Here is a 22718-nt window from a genome sequence, read left to right as displayed (position 1 = left end):
TAAATTTTATACGAGTTGTTTGGATTTTTTTATGTATAAACCAGCCTTGATCCGGTGTCAGCCCGCTTTGCCTGCATTATTTAAAATTACAGTATTGGGTTCAGCATTGGCCGCTTTAGGCTTGACGGGCTGTTCATCGACGTCAAGCGCAACGCAGGCATCGAAGTCGAAAATGGCTGGGTCTTCTGGCTATCTGGATGCCGGCAGCCTGGATGGCCTGGAAGATCTGCTTTCCGCCACCGATATGCGCGCGGTGGAAGGCGACCGGCTGCAGGTTTTAAAGCACGGCGATGTGTGGAAGCGCATGACGGTGGGCTTTAAGATGGATTTAAACCATTGGGACACCCGCATTGAGGCGCAGCGCGGCTGGTTCGCTTCGCGCCAGCCCTATATTGACCGCTTAAGCGCGCGCGCGTCGCGCTATCTGTACCACACGGTGAAAGAGGCGGAGCGCCGCGGCATGCCGACCGAACTGGCGCTGCTGCCGGTGATTGAAAGCTCGTATGACCCGGCCGCGACTTCCAGCGCTGCCGCTGCCGGCCTCTGGCAGTTTATTCCCAGCACCGGCCGCATTTACGGCTTGAAGCAGACCAATATGTATGACGGGCGCCGTGACGTGGTTGAATCGACCCGCGCCGCTTATGAATTTTTAGGCAGCCTTTACAATCAGTTCGGTTCATGGGAGCTGGCTTTGGCGTCCTACAACGCAGGCCCGGGCCGCATTCAGCAGGCGATTAACCGCAACAAGGCTGCCGGCCTGCCGACAGACTACTGGTCGCTGAAGCTGCCGCAGGAAACCATGAACTATGTGCCGCGCTTCCTGGCGGTTGCGCAGATTGTTAAAAATCCGGGCGAGTACGGCGTCAGCCTGCCGCCGATTGCCAACCGCCCGCACTTCAGGGAAGTAGTGGTCGGGCCTGCTAGCCTGAATGAAATTTCAGCCGTTACCGGCTTAAGCCGCGCCGAACTTTATGCGCTGAACCCCGGCCACCGCGGCGAAATCATTGACACGGCCAGCCCGATGAAAATTCTGATTCCTGCAGATGTCAGCCCGTCTGTAGACGGCAGGCTGAAAAAAATGCAGTCCAGTTCAGGCGGCTACTGGGCCGGCGGCTTCAGCCAGGACTTGCCGAAAAATAATGCCGTGATTGCGCCATCGCGCGAAGCGCCGCCGGATTTGAATTCCAAAGTGATTGTGCCGTCTGCGTCTGTGCCGCCTTTGATTGCTTCGGCAGCTAAACCGGCTGCCGCCAAGCCTGCTGTGAGCGATTCCAGCGCCGCTGCTTTTGGCCGGCCGCAGGCTAAAACGCCGCAAGGCTCATCGGCTCTGGCAGCCTTTGCCTCCAGCACCGATATTCCCAGCGCGCCGCGCATTCCTGTGGCTGTAACGCCGGCTGCGCCGGTGAAAGCGGTTTCAGCAGAGCCGCCGCTGTCCGCCAAAGAGCGTGAGCAGATCATGGCCGCCATTCAGGCCGAAGGCCAAAGCAAAACTGTGGACGAAGTGCTGAAGCCTGTCGCCAGCAAGGCGGAACAGGACGAAGTGGTGCAGGAGCTGAAAGCGCTGGCGCCGCAAGGCACGGAAATTGTTGACCCCTATGACGGCAAAATCAAGCTGACCGCGATTCAAACCAGCTTATCCGTAGCTGAGCAGCAGGGCAAAGAGCTGACCAAGGGCTTTGCCTATCCTAAAGGCGTAGCGGAAAGCACGCGCCCGGATTCAGACGAAGCGAAGCGCAATCTGGATAAAAACTACATTAAAACCGACTCTGAAATTGTTGTTGTTGCGCCTAAAGGCAAGCGCAGCACCTATACGGTTCAGCCAGGCGACACGCTGGCCGTCATTGCGATGAAAAATGGCGTGAACTGGCGCGATGTGGCCAAATGGAACCAGATGGATGCGTCCTCGACTTTATATGTCGGCACCGTGATTTATTTGTATGACGCGAAGCCTGCAGCGCCGCCGGAACAGTCCAAGGCCAAAGCCCAGCCGGAAAGCTATGTGGTGAAAGCCAATGACAGCCTAAGCGGCATTGCTAGCCAGTTTGGCCTATCGGTGAAGCAGCTGGCGGATTACAACGGCCTGAATGCCAGCAGCGGCCTGCTGGTCGGGCAGAAGCTGTCGCTGAAAGAAACTCCGGCTTCTAAAGCGAAACTGGAAGCGGACAGCAAAAAGGCCGAAGCGGAGAAAAAAGCCCAGAAAGTGCCGACCAAGTCCTATACGGTGAAGCGCGGCGAATACCTGAAGCTGATTGCAGACCGCTATGCCTTGTCCAATCAGGAGCTGGCGGATTTAACCGCCGGCCTGACTCCGTCCAGCAGCCTGCTGGTGGGGCAGAAAATCAATGTGCCTTTAAATGAAGTCAATGGCACCGCGACTTCATCCAGCGCCAAAGCGGATGAAAAATCGCCTGTTTCCAGCGCGAAGCCTGAGGCCAAAGCTGAAGCCAGCTATAAAACCGAAAGCTATGCGGTGCAGCGCGGCGACACGCTGTACAGCATTGCTTCGCAGGCTAAAATGGCCATGAGCGAACTGGCGGAGCTGAATAAAATTTCCGCCAGCAGCGGGCTGCTGGTCGGCCAGACTTTAAAAATTCCAGCCGGCGCAATGGTTCCTGAACAGTATACGGTGCAGTCCGGCGATACCTTGTCCGGCATTGCGGGGCGCTATAATCTGGGCATGGACTATATTGCTAATGTCAACGGCCTGAGCCGCAATGCGGGCCTGCGCGCAGGGCAGCGCCTGAAATTGACCGGCGATGTTCCAGAGGTTAAGGCGGAAGCGAAAACCGAAAGCAAAGCCGCCGCCAAGGCCGGCAGCCGCGGCAGTACTGGACTGGTCAAAGACAGCCATGTGGTGAAATCCGGCGAAACCCTCAGCGCGATTGCGCAGAAATACAGCCTGCAGCTGAACTATTTGGCTGAGCTGAATAATTTAAGCCGCAGCAGCGCCGTGCGGGCGGGCCAGCGCTTAAAGCTGACTGGTGATGTGCCGGATGCGCCGGTGCTGGAACAGCCCAAGGCCAGCAGCAAAGCGGTTTCAGCTGCGCCGCGCAATGCCGGCAGCACAGAAAGCTATGCCGTAAAGGCCGGAGAATCGCTGAATGCGATTGCCAGCCGCATCGGCATCAGCGCAGCGGAACTGGCGGAAATGAATAATTTAAGCCCGCGCGCCGGCTTGCGCGTCGGCCAGAAAATTGCCATTCCGAAGACCATCAGCGAATACCGCATCAAGCGCGGCGATACCCTGATCGGCTTGGCCAGCCGCTACGGCATGGAAAGCAATGCATTGGCGGAAATGAATGACCTGCAGCCTTCCGCGCAGCTGCGGATTGGCGATGTCATTAAAGTGCCGAATTAAAGCCGGCCTAGTACACGGAGCAGTATGCATATGCCGTCCGCAGCCAAGCGCCTGATTTTCGCCTGCGGCGCTGCATTGACGCAGGGCGCGTGGGCGGCGCTGCAAACTACGCCTTTTGTTGCCGTGCACAGCGCGCCGCTGTATGTGGGGCTTTCCGCCATGCCGTATGCCAACCCGGCTGCGCCCAAGGGCGGCTATTTAAGCAGCTCCAGCAACGGCACTTTTGACAATCTGAACAGCATGAACGGCAAGGGCAGCGCCGCGGACGGGGTGAATTACCTGTTTGACAGCCTGATGAGCAGCTCTTTGGATGAGCCGGGGGTGATGTACCCGCTGCTGGCGGAAAAAGCTACTTTTGATCCGCAGAAGCCGGCCTATGTGATTTTCCATCTCAATCCTAAAGCCAAATTCAGCGACGGCTCGCCGCTGACGGCAACCGACGTCAAATACAGCTTTGACGCCTTTCAGACCAAGTCTAATCCGGGCCTGCAGATGTATCTGGCGGATTTGGCCAAAACTGAAGTGCTGTCCAGGCATCAGGTCAAAATGAGCTTCAAGTCGGACAGCAATGCCGAAATGCCGCTGATTTTGGCGCAGATGCCGATCTATTCCAAAAAGGACTGGAGCCGCAAAGACTTCAGCCGCATTACCCTGCAGCCGATTTTAGGCTCCGGGCCGTATTTGATTGAGCGCATTGATGCCGGGCGCAGCATCAGCTATAAGCGCAATCCGGATTACTGGGGCAAAGACCTGCCGGTGAATAAGGGGCGCTATAATTTTGACCGGCTGAAATATGTGTATTACCGCAGCCTCGACATCGCTTTTGAAGGCTTCAAGTCCGGGCAGTATACCCTGCATGAAGAATTGACTGCGCGCAAATGGGTGACGGAATACCATTTTCCGGCAGTCAAAGCCGGCATGGTGGTGAAATACCGCTTCCAGCATTACAACCCGATTGCCACCCAGAGCTATGTCTTCAATACCCGCCGCGCGCCGTTTCAGGACATCCGCCTGCGCCAGGCGCTGACCTATGCCTACGATTTTGAATGGCAGAACAAGGCGCTGTTTTATGGCCAGTACCGGCGCCTGCAGAGCTTTTTTTCCAACAGCGAACTGGAGGCCAAAGGCCTGCCGTCGGCAGCGGAACTGGCTGTGCTGAAGCCGCAGCTGGCAAAGCTTGATCCGGTGCAGCGCGCCGGCGTACTCAAAGACTGGAAATATTCGGTGTCTGACGGCAGCGGCTTCAACCGCAGCAATCTGCTGATTGCGCGCCAGCTGCTGCTGAATGCCGGCTATACATTTAAAGACGGCCGGCTGCTGGATAAATCCGGCAAGCCGGTTGAAATTGAATTCCTGATTCATCAGGACGGCCTGCAGCGCACTTTAATGCCCTTTGTGCGCAATCTGAAGCGCCTGGGCATTCAGATGACGATCCGCCAGGTGGATGTGCCGCAGTACATAGAGCGCATGCGCACCAAGGACTTTGACATGACTACGGACGCCATGCCGCAGTCCCTTAGTCCAGGCACGGAGCAGGCGCAGTTCTGGGGCAGCGCCTCGGCGGATCAGCCCGGCAATTACAACTATGCCGGCATTAAAAATCCCGCGATTGATGCGGTTGTGCAGCAGCTGATCCGCGCGCCTGACCGCGCCAGCCTGGTCACCCGTACCCGGGCCTTAGACCGTCTGCTGCGCGCCGGCTATTATCAGATTCCCACCTATGGCAAAGGGGAAAACTGGCTGGCATACTGGAATATGTACCGGCAGCCGCAGCGCAAGCCCAAGCTGTCGACAGGCATTGACTACTGGTGGAGCGATGCCGCGCAGGCGCAAAAAGTGGCGCATTATCTGCGCAGGAAATAGGCCCAAAGCATAAGGATAATCAATGATGGGCGCATATATCGTAAAAAGGCTGCTGCTGATTATTCCCACCTTATTGGCGATTTTGCTGATCAATTTCATGGTCATTCAAATTGCGCCGGGCGGGCCGGTCGAGCAGGCGATTCAGCGGGCTGAAGCATTTCAGGGCATTGGCGCTGCCGGCGGTGGAGAAACCGCGCAGAACAGCAGCAAATATCAGGGCGCCAAAGGCTTAAGCGAAGACATGGTGAAAAAAATTGAAGCCCAGTACGGCTTTGATCAGCCCGCGCCGGAGCGCTTTTGGCGGATGCTGAAAAGCTATGCTGTTCTGGATTTCGGCACCAGTTTTTTTAAGGATAAGCCGGTGACCCAGCTGCTGTGGGAAAAGCTGCCGGTTTCGCTGTCTCTGGGCTTATGGAGCACGCTGCTGATTTACGCGGTGTCCATCCCGCTGGGCATTAAAAAGGCCCGCCGGCATGGCCTGCTGTTTGATAAAGCGACCTCGGTGCTGCTGGCGGTGGGCTATGCCATTCCAGCCTTTGCTTTTGCGATTCTGCTGATTGTGTTCTTTGCCGGCGGCTCTTATTTTCAATGGTTTCCGCTGCAGGGCCTGGTGTCTGAAAACTTTGCCGAGCTGAGCCTTTGGGGAAAAATTGCCGACTATTTCTGGCATATGGCGCTGCCTTTGCTGGCCATGATGATTGGCGGTTTTGCCGGCCTGACCTATTTGACCAAATATTCCTTTATGGAAGAGCTGAATAAGCAGTACGTGCTGGCCGCCCGCTCCAAGGGCCTGACCGAATCGCGCGTGCTGTACGGGCATGTGTTCCGCAATGCCATGCTGATTGTGATTGCCGGCCTGCCGGAAGCGCTGATCGGGATCTTTTTTGTCGGCAACTTATTCATTGAAATTATTTTCAATCTGGACGGGCTGGGCCTGCTGGGCTTTGAAGCGATTGTGCAGCGCGACTATCCGGTGATTTTCGGCACGCTGTTTATCTTTACCCTGCTGGGGCTGATTCTGCGCTTAATCAGCGATGTGCTGTATCAGGTGATTGACCCGCGGATTAACTTTGAATCGCGGGGGGCGAAATAATGACGCCGATGATGCAGGCGCGCGTGCAGCGCTTTAAGCGCAATAAGCTCGGCTTTGGCTGCTTTATTGTATTTGCGGTTATTTTCGCGCTGTCTTTGGGCGCGGAACTGATCGCCAATGACAAGCCGCTGCTGGTGAAATATGGCGGCAGCCTGTATGTGCCGGTGCTGAAAGCCTATCCGGAAACAGCCTTTGGCGGCGTGTTTGAAACCGAGGCGGACTACAAAGACCCTGCGGTGCAGCGGCTGATTAACGATAAGGGCTGGGCGCTTTGGCCGCTGATCGCCTATTCATTTCAAACTCCGAATCTGGATTTAACCGTGCCTGTGCCTTCTGAGCCGACCGCGCAAAACTGGCTGGGCACGGATGATCAGGGCCGCGATGTGCTGGCGCGCATCCTCTACGGCCTGCGCGTGTCGCTGCTGTTCGGCTTCGCCTTGACGCTGGCTTCCGCCGTGCTGGGGATTATTGTTGGCGCCATACAGGGCTACTACGGCGGCTGGATCGATTTAATCGGCCAGCGCATACTGGAAGTCTGGGGTGGCCTGCCGATGCTGTTCATGGTGATGATTCTGGTCAGCATGTTCAGCCCCAGCGTGTACTGGCTGTTTGCCATTATGCTGCTGTTCGGCTGGCCGGCGCTGGTAGGCCTGGTGCGGGCGGAATTTCTGCGCGCGCGCAATTTCGACTATGTGCGGGCTGCGCGCAGCCTGGGCGTGACTGACCGGACCATCATGTTCCGGCATATTCTGCCGAATGCCATGAGTTCCAGCCTGTCGCAGCTGCCGTTCATGCTGACCGCGAATATTACAGCCTTAACGGCGCTGGATTTTCTCGGCTACGGCTTGCCGCCGGACGCCGCCTCCTTGGGCGAGCTGCTGCTGCAGGGCAAGAATAACTTAAATGCGCCGTGGCTGGCCTTATCCGGCTTTTTCACTTTAGCTATTGTGCTGTCTTTATTGATTTATATCGGGGAGGCGGCGCGCGATGCATTCGATCCAAGACAGCACTAAGCTGCCGGACAGCCAGGCCATGCTGCGCGTCAGCCATCTGCATATTCAGCATGGCGCGCAGGCGCTGGTGCAGGATCTGAGCTTTGAGCTGCATGCCGGGCAAACGCTGGCAGTGGTGGGGGAAAGCGGTTCAGGAAAATCCATCAGCAGTTTGGCGCTGCTGGGCTTGCTGCCGGAAAATCTGCAGGTTTCAGGCCAGGCCCTGCTGCAGGGCCAAGACCTGCTGGCGCTGAGCCAGGAACAGTACCGGCAAGTCCGCGGCCATAAAATCGCGATGATTTTTCAGGAGCCGATGACTGCGCTGAACCCCCTGCACCGAGTAGAAAAAATTATCGGCGAAACCCTGCTGCTGCAGGGCTGGCCTAAGGCCAAAACCCGCGAACGGGTGATGCAGCTGCTGCAGGATGTCGGCATTGCTGAGCCGCAGGACAAGCTGCGGCGCTATCCGCATGAGCTGTCCGGCGGCCAGCGCCAGCGCGTGATGATTGCCATGGCGCTGGCGCTGGAACCGGATATTTTAATTGCCGATGAGCCGACCACTGCGCTGGATGTCACGCTGCAGGCGCAGATCCTCAGCTTGCTGAAGTCATTGCAGCGCAGCCGCCATATGGCGGTGATTCTGATCAGCCATGATTTGAATCTGGTGCGGCGCTACGCCGATCAGGTCATCGTCATGAATAAAGGCCTGGTGGAAGAGCAGGGCCAGGTTGAGCGGATTTTCAGTGCGCCGGCGCAGGCTTATACCCGTAATCTGCTGAATCAGGATTTTGGCCAAGCCTTGGCGGTGCCTGAACAGGGCGTGTTGCTGCAGCTGACGCAATTGGGGGTGAAATTCCCGATCAAGCAGGGCCTGCTGAACCGGGTCAAAGGCTATTTTACCGCCGTAGAGCCTTTGGATTTATCTGTGGGGCAAGGCCAGTCGATAGGCATTGTCGGCGAAAGCGGTTCGGGCAAAACTTCGCTGGCTTTGGCGGTAGCGCGCTTAATTGAAAGTGATGGCAGGATTGTGCTGCAGGGGCAGGATTTGAATGCGCTGCAGGAAAAGCAGCTGCGCCCGTTGCGCAGCGCTTTCCAGATGGTTTTTCAGGACCCGTTCAGCAGCCTGAATCCGCGCCTGAATGTGGAGCAGGCGATTGGCGAAGGGCTGGAAATGCAGAAGCTTTCGGCTGCTGAAGTTCAGGCTAGAATTGATGAAGCCCTGCAGAAAGTGGAGCTGCCGGCGGACTTCAGGCTGCGCTACCCGCATGAGCTGTCCGGCGGCCAGCGCCAGCGCGTGGCTTTGGCGCGGGCTTTGGTACTGCATCCCAAGCTGCTGATTCTGGATGAGCCGACTTCAGCCCTGGACCGCAGCACGCAGCGCGCAATCGTGAAGCTGCTGCGCGATCTGCAGCGGGAATATCAGATGAGCTACATTTTCATCAGCCATGATTTGCAGGTGGTGAAGGCGCTGTGCCAAAAGGTGCTGGTGCTGCGCCATGCCAAAGTAATGGAGTTTCAGCCTACGGAAGCGCTGTTTGCGCAGCCGCAGACTGAATATACTCGCAAGCTGATTGAAGCCAGTCAGTATTGAGCCTTGGGCTGTCAAGCGGAAATTTTGACAAGGGTGATTGTCATAATTTGCTTGACGGCCGCAATAATCGCTTTAGAGTGATAAATCTAAAGCAATAAAAATGGACGCTTATCATGAGCCACCTTGCCGAACCGATTCAAATCCGCAATACCCTGTTTAAAAACCGCATCATCAAAGGCGCAATGAGCGAGGCTCTGGCCAACCCTGCCGGGCAGCCGAATCACCTGCATTTCGGCCTGTATCAGGCCTGGGCTCAAGGCGGCTTGGGCTGCGCCATCAGCGGCAATGTCATGGTGGATATCCGCGCCAAGAATGAGCCAGGTGTTGTGGCCATAGAGTCAGAGCGCGATTTGGCGCTGCTGCGGCAGTGGGCGGAAATCGGCAAGAAGCACGGCATGGTGCAGCTGATTCAGCTGTCGCATCCAGGCCGGCAGTGCCCGAAAGGCCTGAATAGGGAAACTGTTGCGCCTTCGGCTGTGCCGTTCAGCCCTATGCTGGCGACAACTTTTGGCACCCCGCGCGAACTGCGTGAAGATGAGATTCTGGATATTATTCAGCGCTTTGCCAATGCGGCCAAAATCTGCGAAAAAGCCGGCTTTGAGGGCGTGCAGCTGCACGGCGCGCACGGCTATTTAATCAGCCAGTTTTTATCGCCCCTGACCAATAAGCGCCAAGACAAGTGGGGCGGCTCGGTTGAGAACCGCATGCGTTTTCTGCTGGAGGCCTATACAGCGGTGCGGGCGGCCACATCGGATAATTTTATTATTTCGGTTAAGCTGAATTCGGCGGATTTTCAGCGCGGCGGCATCAGCGAGGAAGATGTTGTTGCGGTATTCAAAGCCATTGACGCAGCCGGCATTGACCTGATTGAAGTATCCGGCGGCACCTATGAAGCGCCGGCAATGGCGGGCGCCAAAGAAGACAGGCGCAAAGCCAGCACCATTGCGCGCGAGGCGTATTTTCTGGATTTCGCCGCCATGATCCGCAAGGAAGTCAGCTGCCGCCTGATGGTGACGGGCGGTTTCCGCACCGCAGCCGGCATGAATGCTGCTTTAGACAGTGGCGCCTGCGACTTCATAGGCATTGCGCGGCCATTTGCGGTGGAAATTGATTTGGCCAAGCGCCTGATGGCTGGACAGGATGTGCGCTACGGCGTAGATAAAATTAAAACCGGCATTCCAATGGTCGATAAAATGGCGATTATGGAAATCATCTGGTACGCAGCGCAGTTCAAGGCCATAGGCGAAGGCCGGCAGCCCAACCCGCGCTTGTCGCCGCTGAAAGTGTTCTTTAAATACCTTAAAGGCAATTTAACCGCAGTGATTAAAGGCCGGGTCAATTCGCGCAAATCGGCCTGATGCAGCCCGGTTCACCATGCCTTAGCCCAGTACTGCCTGAATTGGGCGTCGGACCACTGGCCTTTCAGCAAAGCCTGCTGGAAGGCGGGCCGGCTTTCAATCTGCGCTAAATAATGCCGGCAATGCGGATACCGCATAAATTCAGGATGCGCAGCCGCGCAGGCCTGCAGCGGAAACCACAGCAGAATATCCGCAATGCTGAAGCTGCCGCCGGCCAGCCAAGCATGCTTGGACAGGTGCTGCTCAATGCTGTCCAGCTGCGCGGCAATCGCCTGATCTAAATAGCCTAAGTTAAAGCCCTGCTTGAAGCACCAGCTGACCGGCCGCAGGGGCAAAGGCGTGCGCTGCACAATTTGCGCAAAAATCTGCTTTAAGGCCAAATTCGGCATAAAGCTGGCATCGGCAAAGTTTTTCCAGAAGCTGAACTGCAGCTGCTGTTCCAGGGTTAAATCCGCTGCTGTAGCTTTCTGCAGATGCTGCTGCAGGAATTCTGCAATGGCGCTGCTTTCAGCCAGCGCAAACTGCTGCTGATCCGCCTGAATCAGCAGTGTAGGGAGCTTGGCGGATGCGCTGTGCTGCTTCAGCTGCTGCATGCCGGCATTCGGCGGGTTCTGTCTGCAGATAACTAGCTCATAGGCCAGTTGGAATTCTTCCAGTAGCCAGAGGATGCGCTGGGAGCGTGAAGTGGCTAAGTGGTATAAAGTCAGTTTCATGTTTATAGTTTTAATCGGTTCAGTAATTAATAATGCGCTTGCAGCAATACGCCCAGCATAATCAGGAAAGCTGCATTTGAAAAGCGGCCGAAGCGTCTGCTTTGAAAAACCCTGTATATCTGTAATGTCAGTCAGTTAAGAAACTGACTGACTTTTTCTTTTTAAAACTTGTGATATTGTTTGATACGCGGAAGTGTCATCCGCAACCTGAGCGAGAGTAAAAGCACTGCTTTTGCTCGAAGCGCAAGGCGAAGCAGTGGTCTTTGAAATGGACTGTTTTTGCAATACAATTATTTAAGTGCAGAAAGTGAACAGGTTTCGCGGTGAGGCGTACTGCGCCGCAAGATGCTTTCCTTGCGAAGCTTCGCTTCTCATTTGGCGAATGAAAAACATTGTTTCGCAAGGAACAAAACGAGCTCCAAAAATTCGATTTAAAAACGATAAGACTCCGCCGTGAATAACCTGAAAAAGTTAAGAAATTTACTGCGAAACTCCTTAACTGATCAACACTACAGTATATCCAAAGTTTATTTTACTCAACGATCGGGCGGCAGTGGTTTAAGCCTCTAAACATTTTTACTGCTTTATGTCTGCTAGACAGGCTGCGCAAACAGCGGAAATAAAAAAGCCCAAGTCGTTATGCTTGGGCTTTTTCATGAGATGTTTCCATCCCGAATATGGCGTCCCTACGGGGATTCGAACCCCGGTTACCGCCGTGAAAGGGCGATGTCCTAGGCCTCTAGACGATAGGGACAGCGTGAAGCAGATATTTTTAAAACCATTGCTTTCTTTTGCAAGCTGAGTAATGGCGTCCCTACGGGGATTCGAACCCCGGTTACCGCCGTGAAAGGGCGATGTCCTAGGCCTCTAGACGATAGGGACGTTTCAGAGGTGGGCGTATATTAGGGCGAAAACCGGGGGGTGTCAAACGCTTTTCTGCAATAAATTGGCTGAAATGCGGCGAGTGCGTAAATTATCGGCATAATTGAATGTTTTGCTTAAATAAAAGGCGAAAATTAACGTTTTTGCAGCGGTTCAACAATCGATTTCACCACATCCGGGTGCTGCAGATAGCCGGTAATTTCGTGCGGCTTATTGGCAAACGTGGAGATCATCTGGTTAATAATTGCCGGCTTGAAGCAAAAGGGCGCATTGCTCAGCGGAAAGGCGGTTAGAAAATCATCATGCGAATAGAAATTCATCCAGTCGCCATGAATGCCTTTGGGCCGGATAATTGGATGCAGGATTTTATCCTGAATGATCCGGAACGCCAAAGGCGAGCCGAGGGTAATGAAGCGGCAGACTTGAAACTCAGGGTGCATATGCAGCAGGTTGTAGGCGATGACCGATCCTAAGGAGTGCGCTACCACAATATGCTTTTGATGTGCAGACATGCAGGCCAAAATTCTGGCATGAACTTCGCGCAGAAAGCATTCATTGGATAGATACAGATAAGCTTCAATTAAAAATTGGTGAATCAGCTTTTCATGCAGCTGCGGGAAATGGTTCAGCAGAATCGAGAGTTCCTTCAGCATGATGTCTTTGGCCAGCGCGCTGTAAAGGTTCAGCCGGGCTGAAATCGGCAGGTTCTGGCTGACGCTGTCATGCGGCAGGAATGGAATAAAGTCGCTGTGCTCCATGGCCTTTTGTGCGGTCTGCTGCAGATGCAGGGGAAAGTTCAGCCATGCTTTGGGCAAAAAAGTATTCAGGTCTAAAACATTCTGCTGATGATGCTGCGTGAGCAGGTCGCCGTAGAACGGCTGTTCAATCCGCGCTGTGCTGAGGCAGAATGCCGAATACTGGCTGCAGCGCAGGCCCTGCTGGAAAATCTGCAGCCAATGCTGGCGCAGCGTCTGCGCGCTGTAATGCTGCTGATTCATGCCGTGAATGAAAATAATTTTCATAGAAGGCAGCCTTATTGCCCCTGTATCTTCTTATATACATAAAAAAGAGCGGCCTGAGCCACTCTGATTTGCAGCAATTCGTAATTAGGCTTTTTTGTGGTAAAGCGTGTAGTAGCTGATATAGCAGCAGGCGATGAAGATCATGCAGCCGATAAAGCCCGGCAGCATTTCCGGATCAAACACCATGCTTATGCAGGTGATGAAGCAGAAGCTAAAGCCGAGAATCGGCACAATAGGGAACAGCGGCGCGGCGAAGCCCAGCTCTTTGGCCGTGCGGCCCTGCTTGTACCATTGGCGGCGGAAATTGAACTGGCTCAGGCAGATGCTCATCCAGACCACCACCATGGTGAAGGCCGCGATGCCCAGCAGGTTCTTGAAGATGGTTTCCGGCGCAAACTGCTCAGACAGCAGGCCCGGCAAAGCGCCGAACATGGTGACAATGATCGCTACATAAGGCACGCCGTGGCTGGTGAGGCGCGAAAAAACAGCCGGCAGCATTTTCTTATATGAAAGTGACCACATCATGCGCGAGGCGGCGAATAAGCCCGAGTTGGCAGCCGACAGCAGCGCGGTGATGATCACAAAGCGGATAATGTCTTCCGCATAAGGAATGCCGATATGATCAAATACTGTTACAAATGGGCTGCTGCTGACGCCTTCGGCGTTCAGGCCGGCCATTTCATGCGGCAAAAGCGCGCTGATCACGACAATGGTGCCGACAAAGAAAATCAGCAGGCGCCAAATCGCGGTATTGATGGCTTTCGGCACGTTCTTTGCCGGATCCTGCGTTTCACCGGCAGCCACGCCAATCAGCTCTGTGCCGGAGAAGGCGAAGTTTACAATCAGCATGGTGGTGAAAATCGGGAATAAGCCCTGCGGGAACCAGCCCTGCGCGGTCAGGTTGCTGAACAGCGGCGCAGATTCAACGCCCTGATAGCTGATGATGCCGAAAATCGCCATTAAGCCCAGCAGGATAAATGCGATTACGGTGATGACTTTCACCAGCGCCAGCCAAAATTCAGACTCTGCAAACCAGCGGGTGGAACTCATATTCATAATGAATACAAAGGCTGCGAAAATAAGCGTCCACAGCCAAACCGAAACATGAGGGAACCATTCCTGCATCAGCAGGGCAGCTGCGGTGAATTCTGTGCCTAAAGTGGCCGACCAGGTCAGCCAATACAGCCAAGTCACGGTATAGCCGGTGCCCGGGCCAATGTACTTGGCGGCATAGGTGCCGAAAGAGCCGGATTCAGGCATATGCACAGCCAGCTCGCCCAGGCAGAGCATAACCATATAGGCGATGACGCCGCCGAGGAAATACGCAAGAATTGCACCAATAGGCCCCGTTTGGGCAATGACTTCACCCGAACCTAAGAATAGGCCGGTCCCGATTGCGCCGCCAAGCGAAATCATGACCAGATGCCGGGTACTCATAGCGCGTTTTAAAGGCGCAGAAGTGCCATGATGCGAAGCATCATTCGGAGATGAGTGCATAGGATTATTATGAGTATGGGAAAGCGGGCTATTGTAGAGAAAAAAAGTGCCAGTTCAAAGCGGTTTTGTATGCGTGAAATTAAAATAATTTTGAGGATATAGATGGCGTCCCTACGGGGATTCGAACCCCGGTTACCGCCGTGAAAGGGCGATGTCCTAGGCCTCTAGACGATAGGGACGCTGCGAGGTGAGGGCTATAGTATGGATATTTGAGCGGGGTGTCAAATTGGATTGGGGCTTATTTTTAAAATATTGAATTGACTGTGTAAAAAGTGGCTTTAATTGAAAAAACGCAGCTGTTCAGGCTGCGCTTTGCAAGGTTGCTGCTGCATGTTGCAGCTTAGTTTTTATTGTGGTACAGCCAGTAATAGCTTGCATAGCAGGCGGCCATGAACAGCAGGCAGCCGATAAAGCCGGACAGCATTTCCGGGTCGGCGGCCATGCTTAAGCCGGTTGCGGTGCAGCAGATAAAGCCCAAGATAGGCACCAGCGGGAACCACGGGGTGCGGAATTTCAGCTCACTGGCGCTGCGGCCCTGCCTCAGCCACTGGCGGCGGAAATTGAACTGGCTCCAGCAAATGCTCATCCAGACAATCACCATGGTGAAGGCAGCCACGCCCATCAGGTTTTTAAAGATCACGTCTGCGCCAAACTGTTCCGACAGCAGGCCCGGCAGGCCGCCAATCATGGTGACCCAGATAGCCACAACCGGTACGCCGGATTTGCTGACTTTGGCGAAAACGCGCGGCAGCTGGTTCTGCGCTGAGAGCGCCCACATCATGCGTGAAGCGGCGTAAAGGCCTGAGTTGGCGGTAGACAGCAGCGCGGTAATAATCACAAAGCGGATGAAGTCTTCCGCATAGGGAATGCCCATCAGGTTGAATACCGTCACGAATGGGCTGCTGCTGAGGCCGCCGTGGCCGCCGGCATTAAGGCCGGCATCGCTGTACGGCAGCAGCGAGCTGATGACCACAATGGTGCCGACAAAGAAAATAATCAGGCGCCAGACGGCAGCATGAATGGCTTTCGGCACGTTCTTTTCCGGGTTTTCAGTTTCGCCGGCGGCGATGCCGATCATTTCTGTGCCGTTAAAGGCGAAGTTTACAATCAGCAGGGTGGTGAACAGCGGAATCAGGCCGTTCGGCAGCCAGCCATGGCTGGTCAGGTTGCTGAACAGCGGCGCAGACTCATAGCCTTGGAAAGGAATGATGCCGAAAATGCAGGCAAAGCCCAGTATGATAAACAGCAGCACGGTGGCGACTTTAATAAATGACAGCCAGAACTCGGACTCTGCAAAGGTGCGGGTAGAGCTAAGGTTGGACAGCAGCACGCCGGCAGCGAAAACTAAAGTCCAGAGCCAGACAGAGGTCTGCGGGAACCATTCCTGCATTAAAATCGCGGCTGCGGTAAATTCTGTGCCTAAGGTGGCGGACCAGCCCAGCCAGTACATCCACGACACCATATAGCCGGTGCCGGGGCCGATATAGTTGGCGGCGAATGCGCCGAAAGAGCCGGAAACAGGCAGGTGCACCGCCAGCTCGCCCAGGCACAGCATCACCATGTAGGCAATCAGGCCGCCGATAACGTAGGCAAGCACCGCGCCTAAAGGGCCGGCCTGTGAAATCACTTCGCCTGAACCCATGAACAGGCCTGTGCCAATTGCACCGCCAAGTGAAAGCATAATCAAATGACGCGTGGTCATTGCGCGTTTTAAAGACGGCGCGCTGCCGTCTGCAGAGGGAGGCTGCGAAGGCTGAGAGCGAGACTGCATAGCTGAAAGGTTAAATTTGAAAAATATAGTTTATAGTTGCGCTGCATGAAAAACCACATGAATCGTTTTTTTCTTATATTTTTCAGTAGTTAATTAGTAGGGTGGATACCCGGGCCGCTGCAGTCAGCGGCTGGATGCCTGCTGCGGCTGGGCTTGCTCCGTTTTTGCCGGCGGTTTGGCGTCATCGCCGCGGCTGACCACGTAAAGGTACAGGGCTGCCGGCAGCAGAATCATGAACACGAGTAAAATGTTTTTAAGCATAGCGGAAGCAACAATGAGTCAATGGTTCAGGCGGGAGTATAACCAAAAGACTGCTTAATGTATGCCTTGGAATAGAAGCTGCTTTTACAGAAACTGAATGTTTTAAAAAATGTCCCAGCTTTATTTGGATTGCGCCCTGCGGATGGCTGCGGCTTGGCATAGGGGCGTCATTGATCAGCCTGAATTAAGCGGGCAATGCTAATAAGGGATATTTTCAAGACAAAAAAAGATGCAATTGATGTAATGCTAAGGGCTTGAATAAGCCAAGCTGAATTGAATAATAAGGCAAGGAAAATATAGATGGCGTCCCTACGGGGATTCGAACCCCGGTTACCGCCGTGAAAGGGCGATGTCCTAGGCCTCTAGACGATAGGGACGTTTAGAAGATGGCGGTATCTTATTGATCCGCCACCTGACTGTCAAGCAAATTCGGGCCAAGCCTGTTCAAAATTCGGCAAAACAGTTCAGCGGTCTTCTGCGTGTCATATAAAGCGGAGTGCGCTTCCTTGCCGTCAAAATCAATGCCGGCCTGAATGCAGGATTTGGCTAAAACCGTTTGTCCAAACACCACGGCGCTTAAGGTCACGGTATCAAACACCGAAAAGCTGTGGAACGGATTCTGGTTTTTGGTGCCGGTGCGCGCAATGGCAGCCTGCACAAAGCCCAGGTCAAAATGCGCATTGTGGCCGACCAGTATGGCATGCGTGCAGTTCTGTTTGCGGCGCACTTCATTTACGGCTTTGAAAATGCGCTTGAGCGCAGTTTTCTCATCTTCAGCCATTGCCATGCGCATAGGATTGGATGGGTCTATGCCGATAAAGTCCAGCGACCTGCGGTCTAAATTTGCGCCTTCAAATGGGTTGATATGCGCATGATGCGCATCGCCCGGTATAAATTTACCTTCCGCATCATACACAATCGGTATGGCTGCGATTTCCAGCAAGGCATCGGTCTGTGAATTAAAGCCTGCGGTTTCGACATCGACCACGACAGGCAAAAATCCGCGGAAACGCTGACCAATGACTGGTAGGGTTTCATCTGTCACACTTTTCTCCATTGGATAGTTTTACCCGCATGCAATGGGATAATCTGTTCACCATCCAAATAGTCTAAACTTTCAGGAATCACTTGATCTTCTTTCACCAGTGTAATGGTGCCGGTATTGCGCGGGAGGCCATAAAAGTCAGCGCCAAAATGGCTGGCAAAGCCTTCGAGCCGTTCAATCTTTCCGGCCTGATCAAATGCTTGAGCGTAAAGCTCGATTGCGGTAGGCGCACTATAGCATCCTGCGCAGCCGCATGCATTTTCTTTAGCATTTTTTGAGTGCGGCGCGCTGTCTGTGCCCAAGAAAAACTTAGGATTGCCGCTGGTCGCCACTTCCAGCAAAGTCTGCTGATGGGTCTGGCGCTTTAAAATCGGCAGGCAGTAGAAGTGCGGCTTGATGCCCCCGACCAGCATGTCGTTGCGGTTGAACAGCAGGTGCTGCGGGGTGATGGTGGCAGCCACATTGCGGTCCTGCTCCAGAACAAAATTGGCCGCTTCGCTGGTGGTGATATGCTCCAGCACCAATTTCAGTTTGGGGAACTGCTTTAGGAGCGGGGACAGCACTTCATCCAGAAAGCGCTTTTCGCGGTCAAAAATGTCGACATGATTATGCGTCACTTCGCCGTGCAGCAGCAGCGGCACCTGATGCTCTTCCATCTGCTCAATCACCGCATAGACTTTGCTGATGTCGCTGACGCCGCTGTCCGAGTTGGTGGTCGCGCCGGCCGGATACAGCTTAATGGCGTTGACATGCTCAGATTCTTTAATTTTTTTCACTTCGCTGGGCGCAGTATTGTTGGTGAAATACAGCACCATGCGCGGGTCAAAAGCTATGCCTTCAGGCACATGCGCCATGATGCGCTCGCGGTAGGCATTGGCTTCTTCTACGGTTTTGACTGGGGGAACAAGGTTCGGCATGCAGATTGCGCGGGCGAACTGCTTGGCTAAATCAGGAACAGTGCGCTTTAATGCCAGACCGTCACGGAGATGCGCATGCCAGTCATCTGGCTGCATAAGGGTAATCGTATTCAAGGCGATTTCAAACTTGGAAATAAAACAAATGATAATGCATATAGTGTGAAAATGGTAACGGCTTTTAAAGACAAATGGCGCGATAGGGATAAATTAATTTTAAAAATTATGCTATTTTAAACAGACAAAAAAACTACATAAATGCTTGGGCATGGAATACAAGTACAATCTTGCGAAACTGCAGTACGATAAAGAAAAACTAGAAGAATTGATTGCGCGGCAAAGCCGGCGCATCGGGCAGGTTTTTCCTAAAAAACTGGAAACGCAGTTTTGGGCCATCAATCAGGACAGGGCATGCGGCAACATTAAGCAGTATGTCTGGGCGGGCGTGCTGGCCTATTTTATTTTAACCGTGCTGATGATACCCGGCGATTACTGGATTATAGATAAAGCCCATTTTGCGCATGATTTCATGCACTGCCTGGCGGGCTTGGTGAATGGCGCGCTTTGCCTTTTGACCTTATTCGTTTTTTCACACTATAAAAAGCTGACGCCGTATTTTCCGCATGCCGCGATGTGCGTGGTGTTCTGGGCGGTGATTTCCATGTCATGGCTGACCATGACGGTGCATACGCCGGCACTAAAGCATCAGGCCATGATGATTATCTGCATGATCTACATCTTGGGCTACATTCTGACGGGCGTGAAGCCTGTGCACATGCTGGTGACTGGCCTGATGGCTGCGGTTGTCACCATGCTGATGCTGTTCGCCATGTATGTGAAATTTGACGCCATGGTGATGGGGCGGGTGCTGGCCGGCAGCTGCATTCTGGGCTTCGCGATCAGCAAAATGCTCTGCGCGCGCGAACGGATGATTTTCCTGAATATGCTGCGGGCGGACATCAGTGAAAAAATCCACCGCATTCATACCACGGAGCTGCTGCATTTAAGCCAGCATGATGAGCTGACCAAAATTTCCAACCGGCGCACTTTTGATGAAATGCTCGACACCTGCTATGAGCAGGCCAAGCGCGATGAAAGCGCTTTATCGGTTCTGTTTATTGATGTGGACCATTTTAAAAACTACAACGATTTTTATGGCCATCAGAAAGGCGATGATGTAATTTCCTCAATTGCGAAAACCGTTAAAAGCGCGATCCGGCATATGGATTTTGTAGCGCGCTATGGCGGGGAGGAGTTTGTGGTGCTTTTGCCGGAAACCGATGCGCATGGCGCCTATGCTGTGGCATCCAATATTTATAAAGCCATTGACCGGCTGGGGATTCCGCATGAAAAATCAGCGGTGTCCAACCATGTCACCATCAGTCTGGGCATTACCGTGTTCCGCGGCGAAGAGCTGTCGAAGGAGGATTTGCTGTCTATTGCGGATCAGGCCCTGTACCGCGCAAAGCAGCTGGGGCGCAACCAGATTTATTACCAGTCCATCCGTTCCGCGCAAGTGGCTTAAAGCGGGATTGGCAGCTGAAGGCGCAGGCAATAAAAAACCGCTCATTCGTGCTAATGCTGATCAGTTAAGGAGTTTCACCATAAACTTCTTAATTTTTGAGGCTATTCACGGCGGAGTCTTACCGTTTTTAAATCGAGTTTTTGGAGCTCGTTTTGTTCTTTTGTTTCGCCAAAAGAACCAAAAGCATTTGTCATCCGCGAAACCTGTTCACTTTCTGCACTTAAATAATTTTGTTGCAAAAACAGTCCATTTCAAAGACCAGATAGGTTGCGGATGACTCTTCCGCGTATCAAATAAATTCTAGAATTTAAAAAGAAAAAGCCAGTCAATTTCTTAACTGACTGGCATTACTCATTCGAGCGGTTTTTTAGACTGAAAGCAAACTTATTTGTTTTTGTCTTTTAACTGAGGAACTGCAGAACCTGAACCGATTGAAAGCAGGCCAGTGCTGGTGTAGATGCCAAGCTTGGCGCGGGTATCGGTGATGTCGAGGTTGCGCATGGTCAGCTGGCCGATGCGGTCCATTGGCGAGAACATTGAATCACCTTTCTCCATGGTCAAGCGCTCAGCTTCATAGGTGAGGTTTGGAGATTCGGTGTTCATAATGGTGTAGTCGTTGCCGCGACGCAGTTCCAGCGTCACAGTGCCGGTCACGGCTTTCGCTACCCAGCGCTGCGCAGTTTCACGCAGCATCAGCGCTTGAGAGTCGAACCAGCGGCCTTGGTACAGCAGGCGGCCTAAACGCAGGCCGTTGATGCGGTACTGTTCGATGGTATCTTCGTTATGGATGCCGGTTACCAGGCGTTCATAGGCGATATGCAGAAGCGCCATGCCCGGAGCTTCATAGATGCCGCGGGATTTCGCTTCGATGATGCGGTTTTCAATTTGATCCGACATGCCCAGGCCGTGGCGGCCGCCGATGCGGTTGGCTTCAAGAATAAGCTCAACCGGATCTTCAATGCGCTGGCCGTTCAGCGCAACCGGGAAGCCTTCTTCAAAAGTTACAGAAACTTCTTCAGCTTTAACTTCTACGTCATCTTTCCAGAATGCAACGCCCATGATCGGGTCAACAATTTTGATGCCGGCATTCAGGTATTCAAGATCTTTGGCTTCGTGCGTTGCGCCCAGCATGTTTGAGTCAGTCGAGTAGGCTTTTTCTTTTGACATTTTATAGTCAAAGCCGTTGTCGATCAGGAACTGCGACATTTCTGCGCGGCCGCCCAGCTCATCAATAAAGGTCTGGTCCAGCCAAGGCTTGTAGATTTTAAGCGCCGGGTTGGTCAGCAGGCCGTAGCGGTAGAAGCGCTCAATGTCGTTGCCTTTATAGGTTGAGCCGTCGCCCCAGATATTTACATCATCTTCCTTCATGGCGGTAACCAGCATGGTGCCGGTTACTGCGCGGCCTAGAGGCGTGGTATTGAAATAAGGAACGCCGCCGGTGCTGATATGGAATGCGCCGCATTGAATGGCTGCAATGCCTTCCAGCGCAAGCTGCAGGCGGCAGTCAACTAAGCGAGCTTTAACAGCGCCATACGCTTCCGCTTTTTTCGGAATCGCATCGTAGTCATCTTCATCAGGCTGACCTAAGTTTGCTGTATAAGCATAAGGTTCTGCGCCTTTTTGCTTCATCCACAGCAAAGCAGCTGAAGTATCTAGACCACCGGAGAAGGCAATACCAACTTTTTTGCCTACTGGGACATTCTGCAAGATAGTTGCATTATCAGACATTGTTAATCCTAACTTATTTCAAATAGGCACCATGAATTGGCGGCCAAGGAGAATTTGTAAACTATGCATTGTAGCACTTTTACTTGTGTTTTTTTTCTCAAAAAAATCACAATCCATAAAAAAATCAGTTTGATGATCTGATCTTTATCGAAGAATCTGGCGCTGTTTGCTGAATAATCGGCCGGAAACCGGGCGCAGGCGCGCATACTTCAGGCGGAAGGCGCGGTCAGGCGCTTTATGCATGCGTATGGGAGGATCTGGCTGAGGCTGCATGGAGGGAGGCGTTATTGTTTGCGCTGCTGCAGTTCCGGCAGGGCTGCGGATTGCCGGGCCGCGCCGGAAAATGCTGAATTTTCTTGATCTGGCGCAGGCAGGCTGCCTATAGTGAGGCGGGGCCGCAGCGCTTTATCCGCATCAATCAGCACTTTAATCAGAATTTTATATTTTCAATACAGGGGCAGTTTCTCATGGCTTATTCAGTTCCGCCGCTTTATCCGCAGCAGCAAAACAAAAATGAAACCGCCAGCCTTGTGCACGGCATTTATGCTGGGCTGCTGAGCTGCGCGTTGGCCATTGTCTGGTATTTGGAGTATCAGCAAAGCGCCATGCAGCCGCTGGAGCTGGCCCTGCTGAGCCTTGCAGTTTTGGCGATGATTGGGCTGAACGCCTTGGCCTGCATGAAAGTCAAAAAAGGCGCCAATCAGGGGCTGCTGCTGTCGCGGATTATGGCGGTATTGATGCTGTTCAGCTTTCCGGTCGGCACAGTTCTGGGCGCGATTGTTTTATGGAAATCTACCGCTAAGCAATGGGAAAAATAAAGGGCTATGCTTTAAAGGCGGCCGCTCCGCGCCGTCTGCTTTTTAGCCCTGCGCGCGCTGCTCTGCCTGTTGCTGCTCAGTTATTGGCAATAGCGCGCGGAGCATCGCGCTTTTTATTGCGTCAAATGCGTTAAAAAACAGGGGTATTAGACTAAAGTCTAATAAGGCGACGCTGTTTTTTCAATTTTTATAAAAAAGCATTATAAATTAGATGATTAATTTGATTGTGATAAATGCAAATCATTATTGTTTATGCAAATTGCCGTTATTTAAAACATTATTACTGG

Annotated in this window: 17 protein-coding genes and 4 tRNA genes; 8 read left to right on the top strand and 13 right to left on the bottom strand. The window is 53.2% G+C overall.

The window, feature by feature from the left end; translation table 11 throughout:
- The first annotated feature begins 31 nt into the window (after positions 1-31).
- The 6 genes from BEN74_RS06205 to BEN74_RS06180 all read left to right on the top strand — a co-directional run bounded on the left by BEN74_RS06205 (position 32) and on the right by BEN74_RS06180 (position 10255).
- Entirely contained in the window at positions 32-3358 is a 3327-nt protein-coding gene (locus tag BEN74_RS06205) for a LysM peptidoglycan-binding domain-containing protein (protein WP_068910953.1), read from the top strand.
- Between the two features lie 24 nt (positions 3359-3382).
- Positions 3383-5221, top strand: coding sequence for an extracellular solute-binding protein (locus BEN74_RS06200; RefSeq protein ID WP_086374350.1), 1839 nt, complete (start codon positions 3383-3385; stop codon positions 5219-5221).
- 25 nt (positions 5222-5246) lie between these two features.
- The gene (locus BEN74_RS06195; protein ID WP_068910952.1) at positions 5247-6314 is read left to right on the top strand and encodes a microcin C ABC transporter permease YejB; all 1068 of its coding nucleotides are present in this window, start codon (positions 5247-5249) and stop codon (positions 6312-6314) included.
- On the top strand, positions 6314-7327 hold the full coding sequence (locus tag BEN74_RS06190; RefSeq protein ID WP_068910951.1) for an ABC transporter permease: 1014 nt from the start codon (positions 6314-6316) through the stop codon (positions 7325-7327). The genes BEN74_RS06195 and BEN74_RS06190 overlap by 1 nt, the downstream gene beginning before the upstream one ends.
- The gene (locus BEN74_RS06185) at positions 7302-8897 is read left to right on the top strand and encodes an ABC transporter ATP-binding protein (RefSeq protein ID WP_068910950.1); all 1596 of its coding nucleotides are present in this window, start codon (positions 7302-7304) and stop codon (positions 8895-8897) included. Before BEN74_RS06190 ends, BEN74_RS06185 begins: the two co-directional genes overlap by 26 nt.
- Before the next feature lie 113 nt (positions 8898-9010).
- Complete coding sequence (locus BEN74_RS06180; protein WP_068910949.1) at positions 9011-10255, top strand: NADH:flavin oxidoreductase/NADH oxidase family protein; 1245 nt, start codon at positions 9011-9013, stop codon at positions 10253-10255.
- An 11-nt stretch (positions 10256-10266) separates the two neighbouring features.
- On the opposite strand, the gene BEN74_RS06175 is transcribed toward BEN74_RS06180, so the two are convergent.
- From BEN74_RS06175 to pyrC, 11 genes are all read right to left on the bottom strand, one after another.
- Entirely contained in the window at positions 10267-10968 is a 702-nt protein-coding gene (locus tag BEN74_RS06175) for a glutathione S-transferase C-terminal domain-containing protein (RefSeq protein ID WP_068910948.1), read from the bottom strand.
- A gap of 678 nt (positions 10969-11646) precedes the next feature.
- Positions 11647-11722, bottom strand: a tRNA-Glu gene (locus BEN74_RS06170).
- 52 nt (positions 11723-11774) lie between these two features.
- Positions 11775-11850: transfer RNA gene (locus tag BEN74_RS06165), tRNA-Glu, on the bottom strand.
- 134 nt (positions 11851-11984) lie between these two features.
- Positions 11985-12872, bottom strand: coding sequence for a hypothetical protein (locus BEN74_RS06160; RefSeq protein ID WP_068910947.1), 888 nt, complete (start codon positions 12870-12872; stop codon positions 11985-11987).
- 84 nt (positions 12873-12956) lie between these two features.
- Positions 12957-14369, bottom strand: a complete 1413-nt coding sequence (locus BEN74_RS06155; RefSeq protein WP_068910946.1) for an amino acid permease — start codon at positions 14367-14369, stop codon at positions 12957-12959.
- Positions 14370-14472: 103 nt separating this feature from the next.
- Positions 14473-14548: transfer RNA gene (locus BEN74_RS06150), tRNA-Glu, on the bottom strand.
- A 161-nt stretch (positions 14549-14709) separates the two neighbouring features.
- The gene (locus BEN74_RS06145) at positions 14710-16140 is read right to left on the bottom strand and encodes an amino acid permease (protein WP_068913328.1); all 1431 of its coding nucleotides are present in this window, start codon (positions 16138-16140) and stop codon (positions 14710-14712) included.
- A gap of 123 nt (positions 16141-16263) precedes the next feature.
- Positions 16264-16401, bottom strand: coding sequence for a hypothetical protein (locus BEN74_RS19340; protein WP_162898150.1), 138 nt, complete (start codon positions 16399-16401; stop codon positions 16264-16266).
- Between the two features lie 301 nt (positions 16402-16702).
- Positions 16703-16778 (bottom strand) — tRNA-Glu (locus BEN74_RS06140).
- Positions 16779-16798: 20 nt separating this feature from the next.
- On the bottom strand, positions 16799-17458 hold the full coding sequence (gene rnt, locus BEN74_RS06135) for a ribonuclease T (protein WP_068910555.1): 660 nt from the start codon (positions 17456-17458) through the stop codon (positions 16799-16801).
- Positions 17443-18477, bottom strand: a complete 1035-nt coding sequence (gene pyrC, locus BEN74_RS06130; RefSeq protein WP_068910554.1) for a dihydroorotase — start codon at positions 18475-18477, stop codon at positions 17443-17445. Before pyrC ends, rnt begins: the two co-directional genes overlap by 16 nt.
- A gap of 151 nt (positions 18478-18628) precedes the next feature.
- Between pyrC and BEN74_RS06125 the strand changes: the two genes are divergently transcribed.
- A complete protein-coding gene (locus BEN74_RS06125; protein WP_068910553.1) occupies positions 18629-19885 on the top strand; it encodes a diguanylate cyclase in 1257 nt (418 codons plus the stop codon).
- A 101-nt stretch (positions 19886-19986) separates the two neighbouring features.
- Here BEN74_RS06125 and BEN74_RS19335 read toward each other — a convergent pair whose 3' ends face one another.
- Together BEN74_RS19335 and argG are read right to left on the bottom strand one after the other, a co-directional pair.
- Positions 19987-20124, bottom strand: coding sequence for a hypothetical protein (locus BEN74_RS19335; RefSeq protein WP_162898149.1), 138 nt, complete (start codon positions 20122-20124; stop codon positions 19987-19989).
- Between the two features lie 145 nt (positions 20125-20269).
- Positions 20270-21613 (bottom strand): argininosuccinate synthase, encoded by a 1344-nt coding sequence (gene argG, locus BEN74_RS06115; protein ID WP_068910551.1) that lies wholly within the window; start codon positions 21611-21613, stop codon positions 20270-20272.
- Between the two features lie 467 nt (positions 21614-22080).
- Between argG and BEN74_RS06110 the strand changes: the two genes are divergently transcribed.
- Positions 22081-22431: a hypothetical protein gene (locus tag BEN74_RS06110; protein WP_068910550.1), complete on the top strand. Its 351-nt coding sequence runs from the start codon at positions 22081-22083 to the stop codon at positions 22429-22431.
- Positions 22432-22718 lie beyond the last annotated feature (287 nt).

The organism is Acinetobacter sp. WCHAc010034 (assembly GCF_001696615.3).
GTDB lineage: Bacteria > Pseudomonadota > Gammaproteobacteria > Pseudomonadales > Moraxellaceae > Acinetobacter.
Note: the sequence above shows the minus strand (reverse complement) of the source record. Positions and strands in the feature narration are given on the sequence as shown.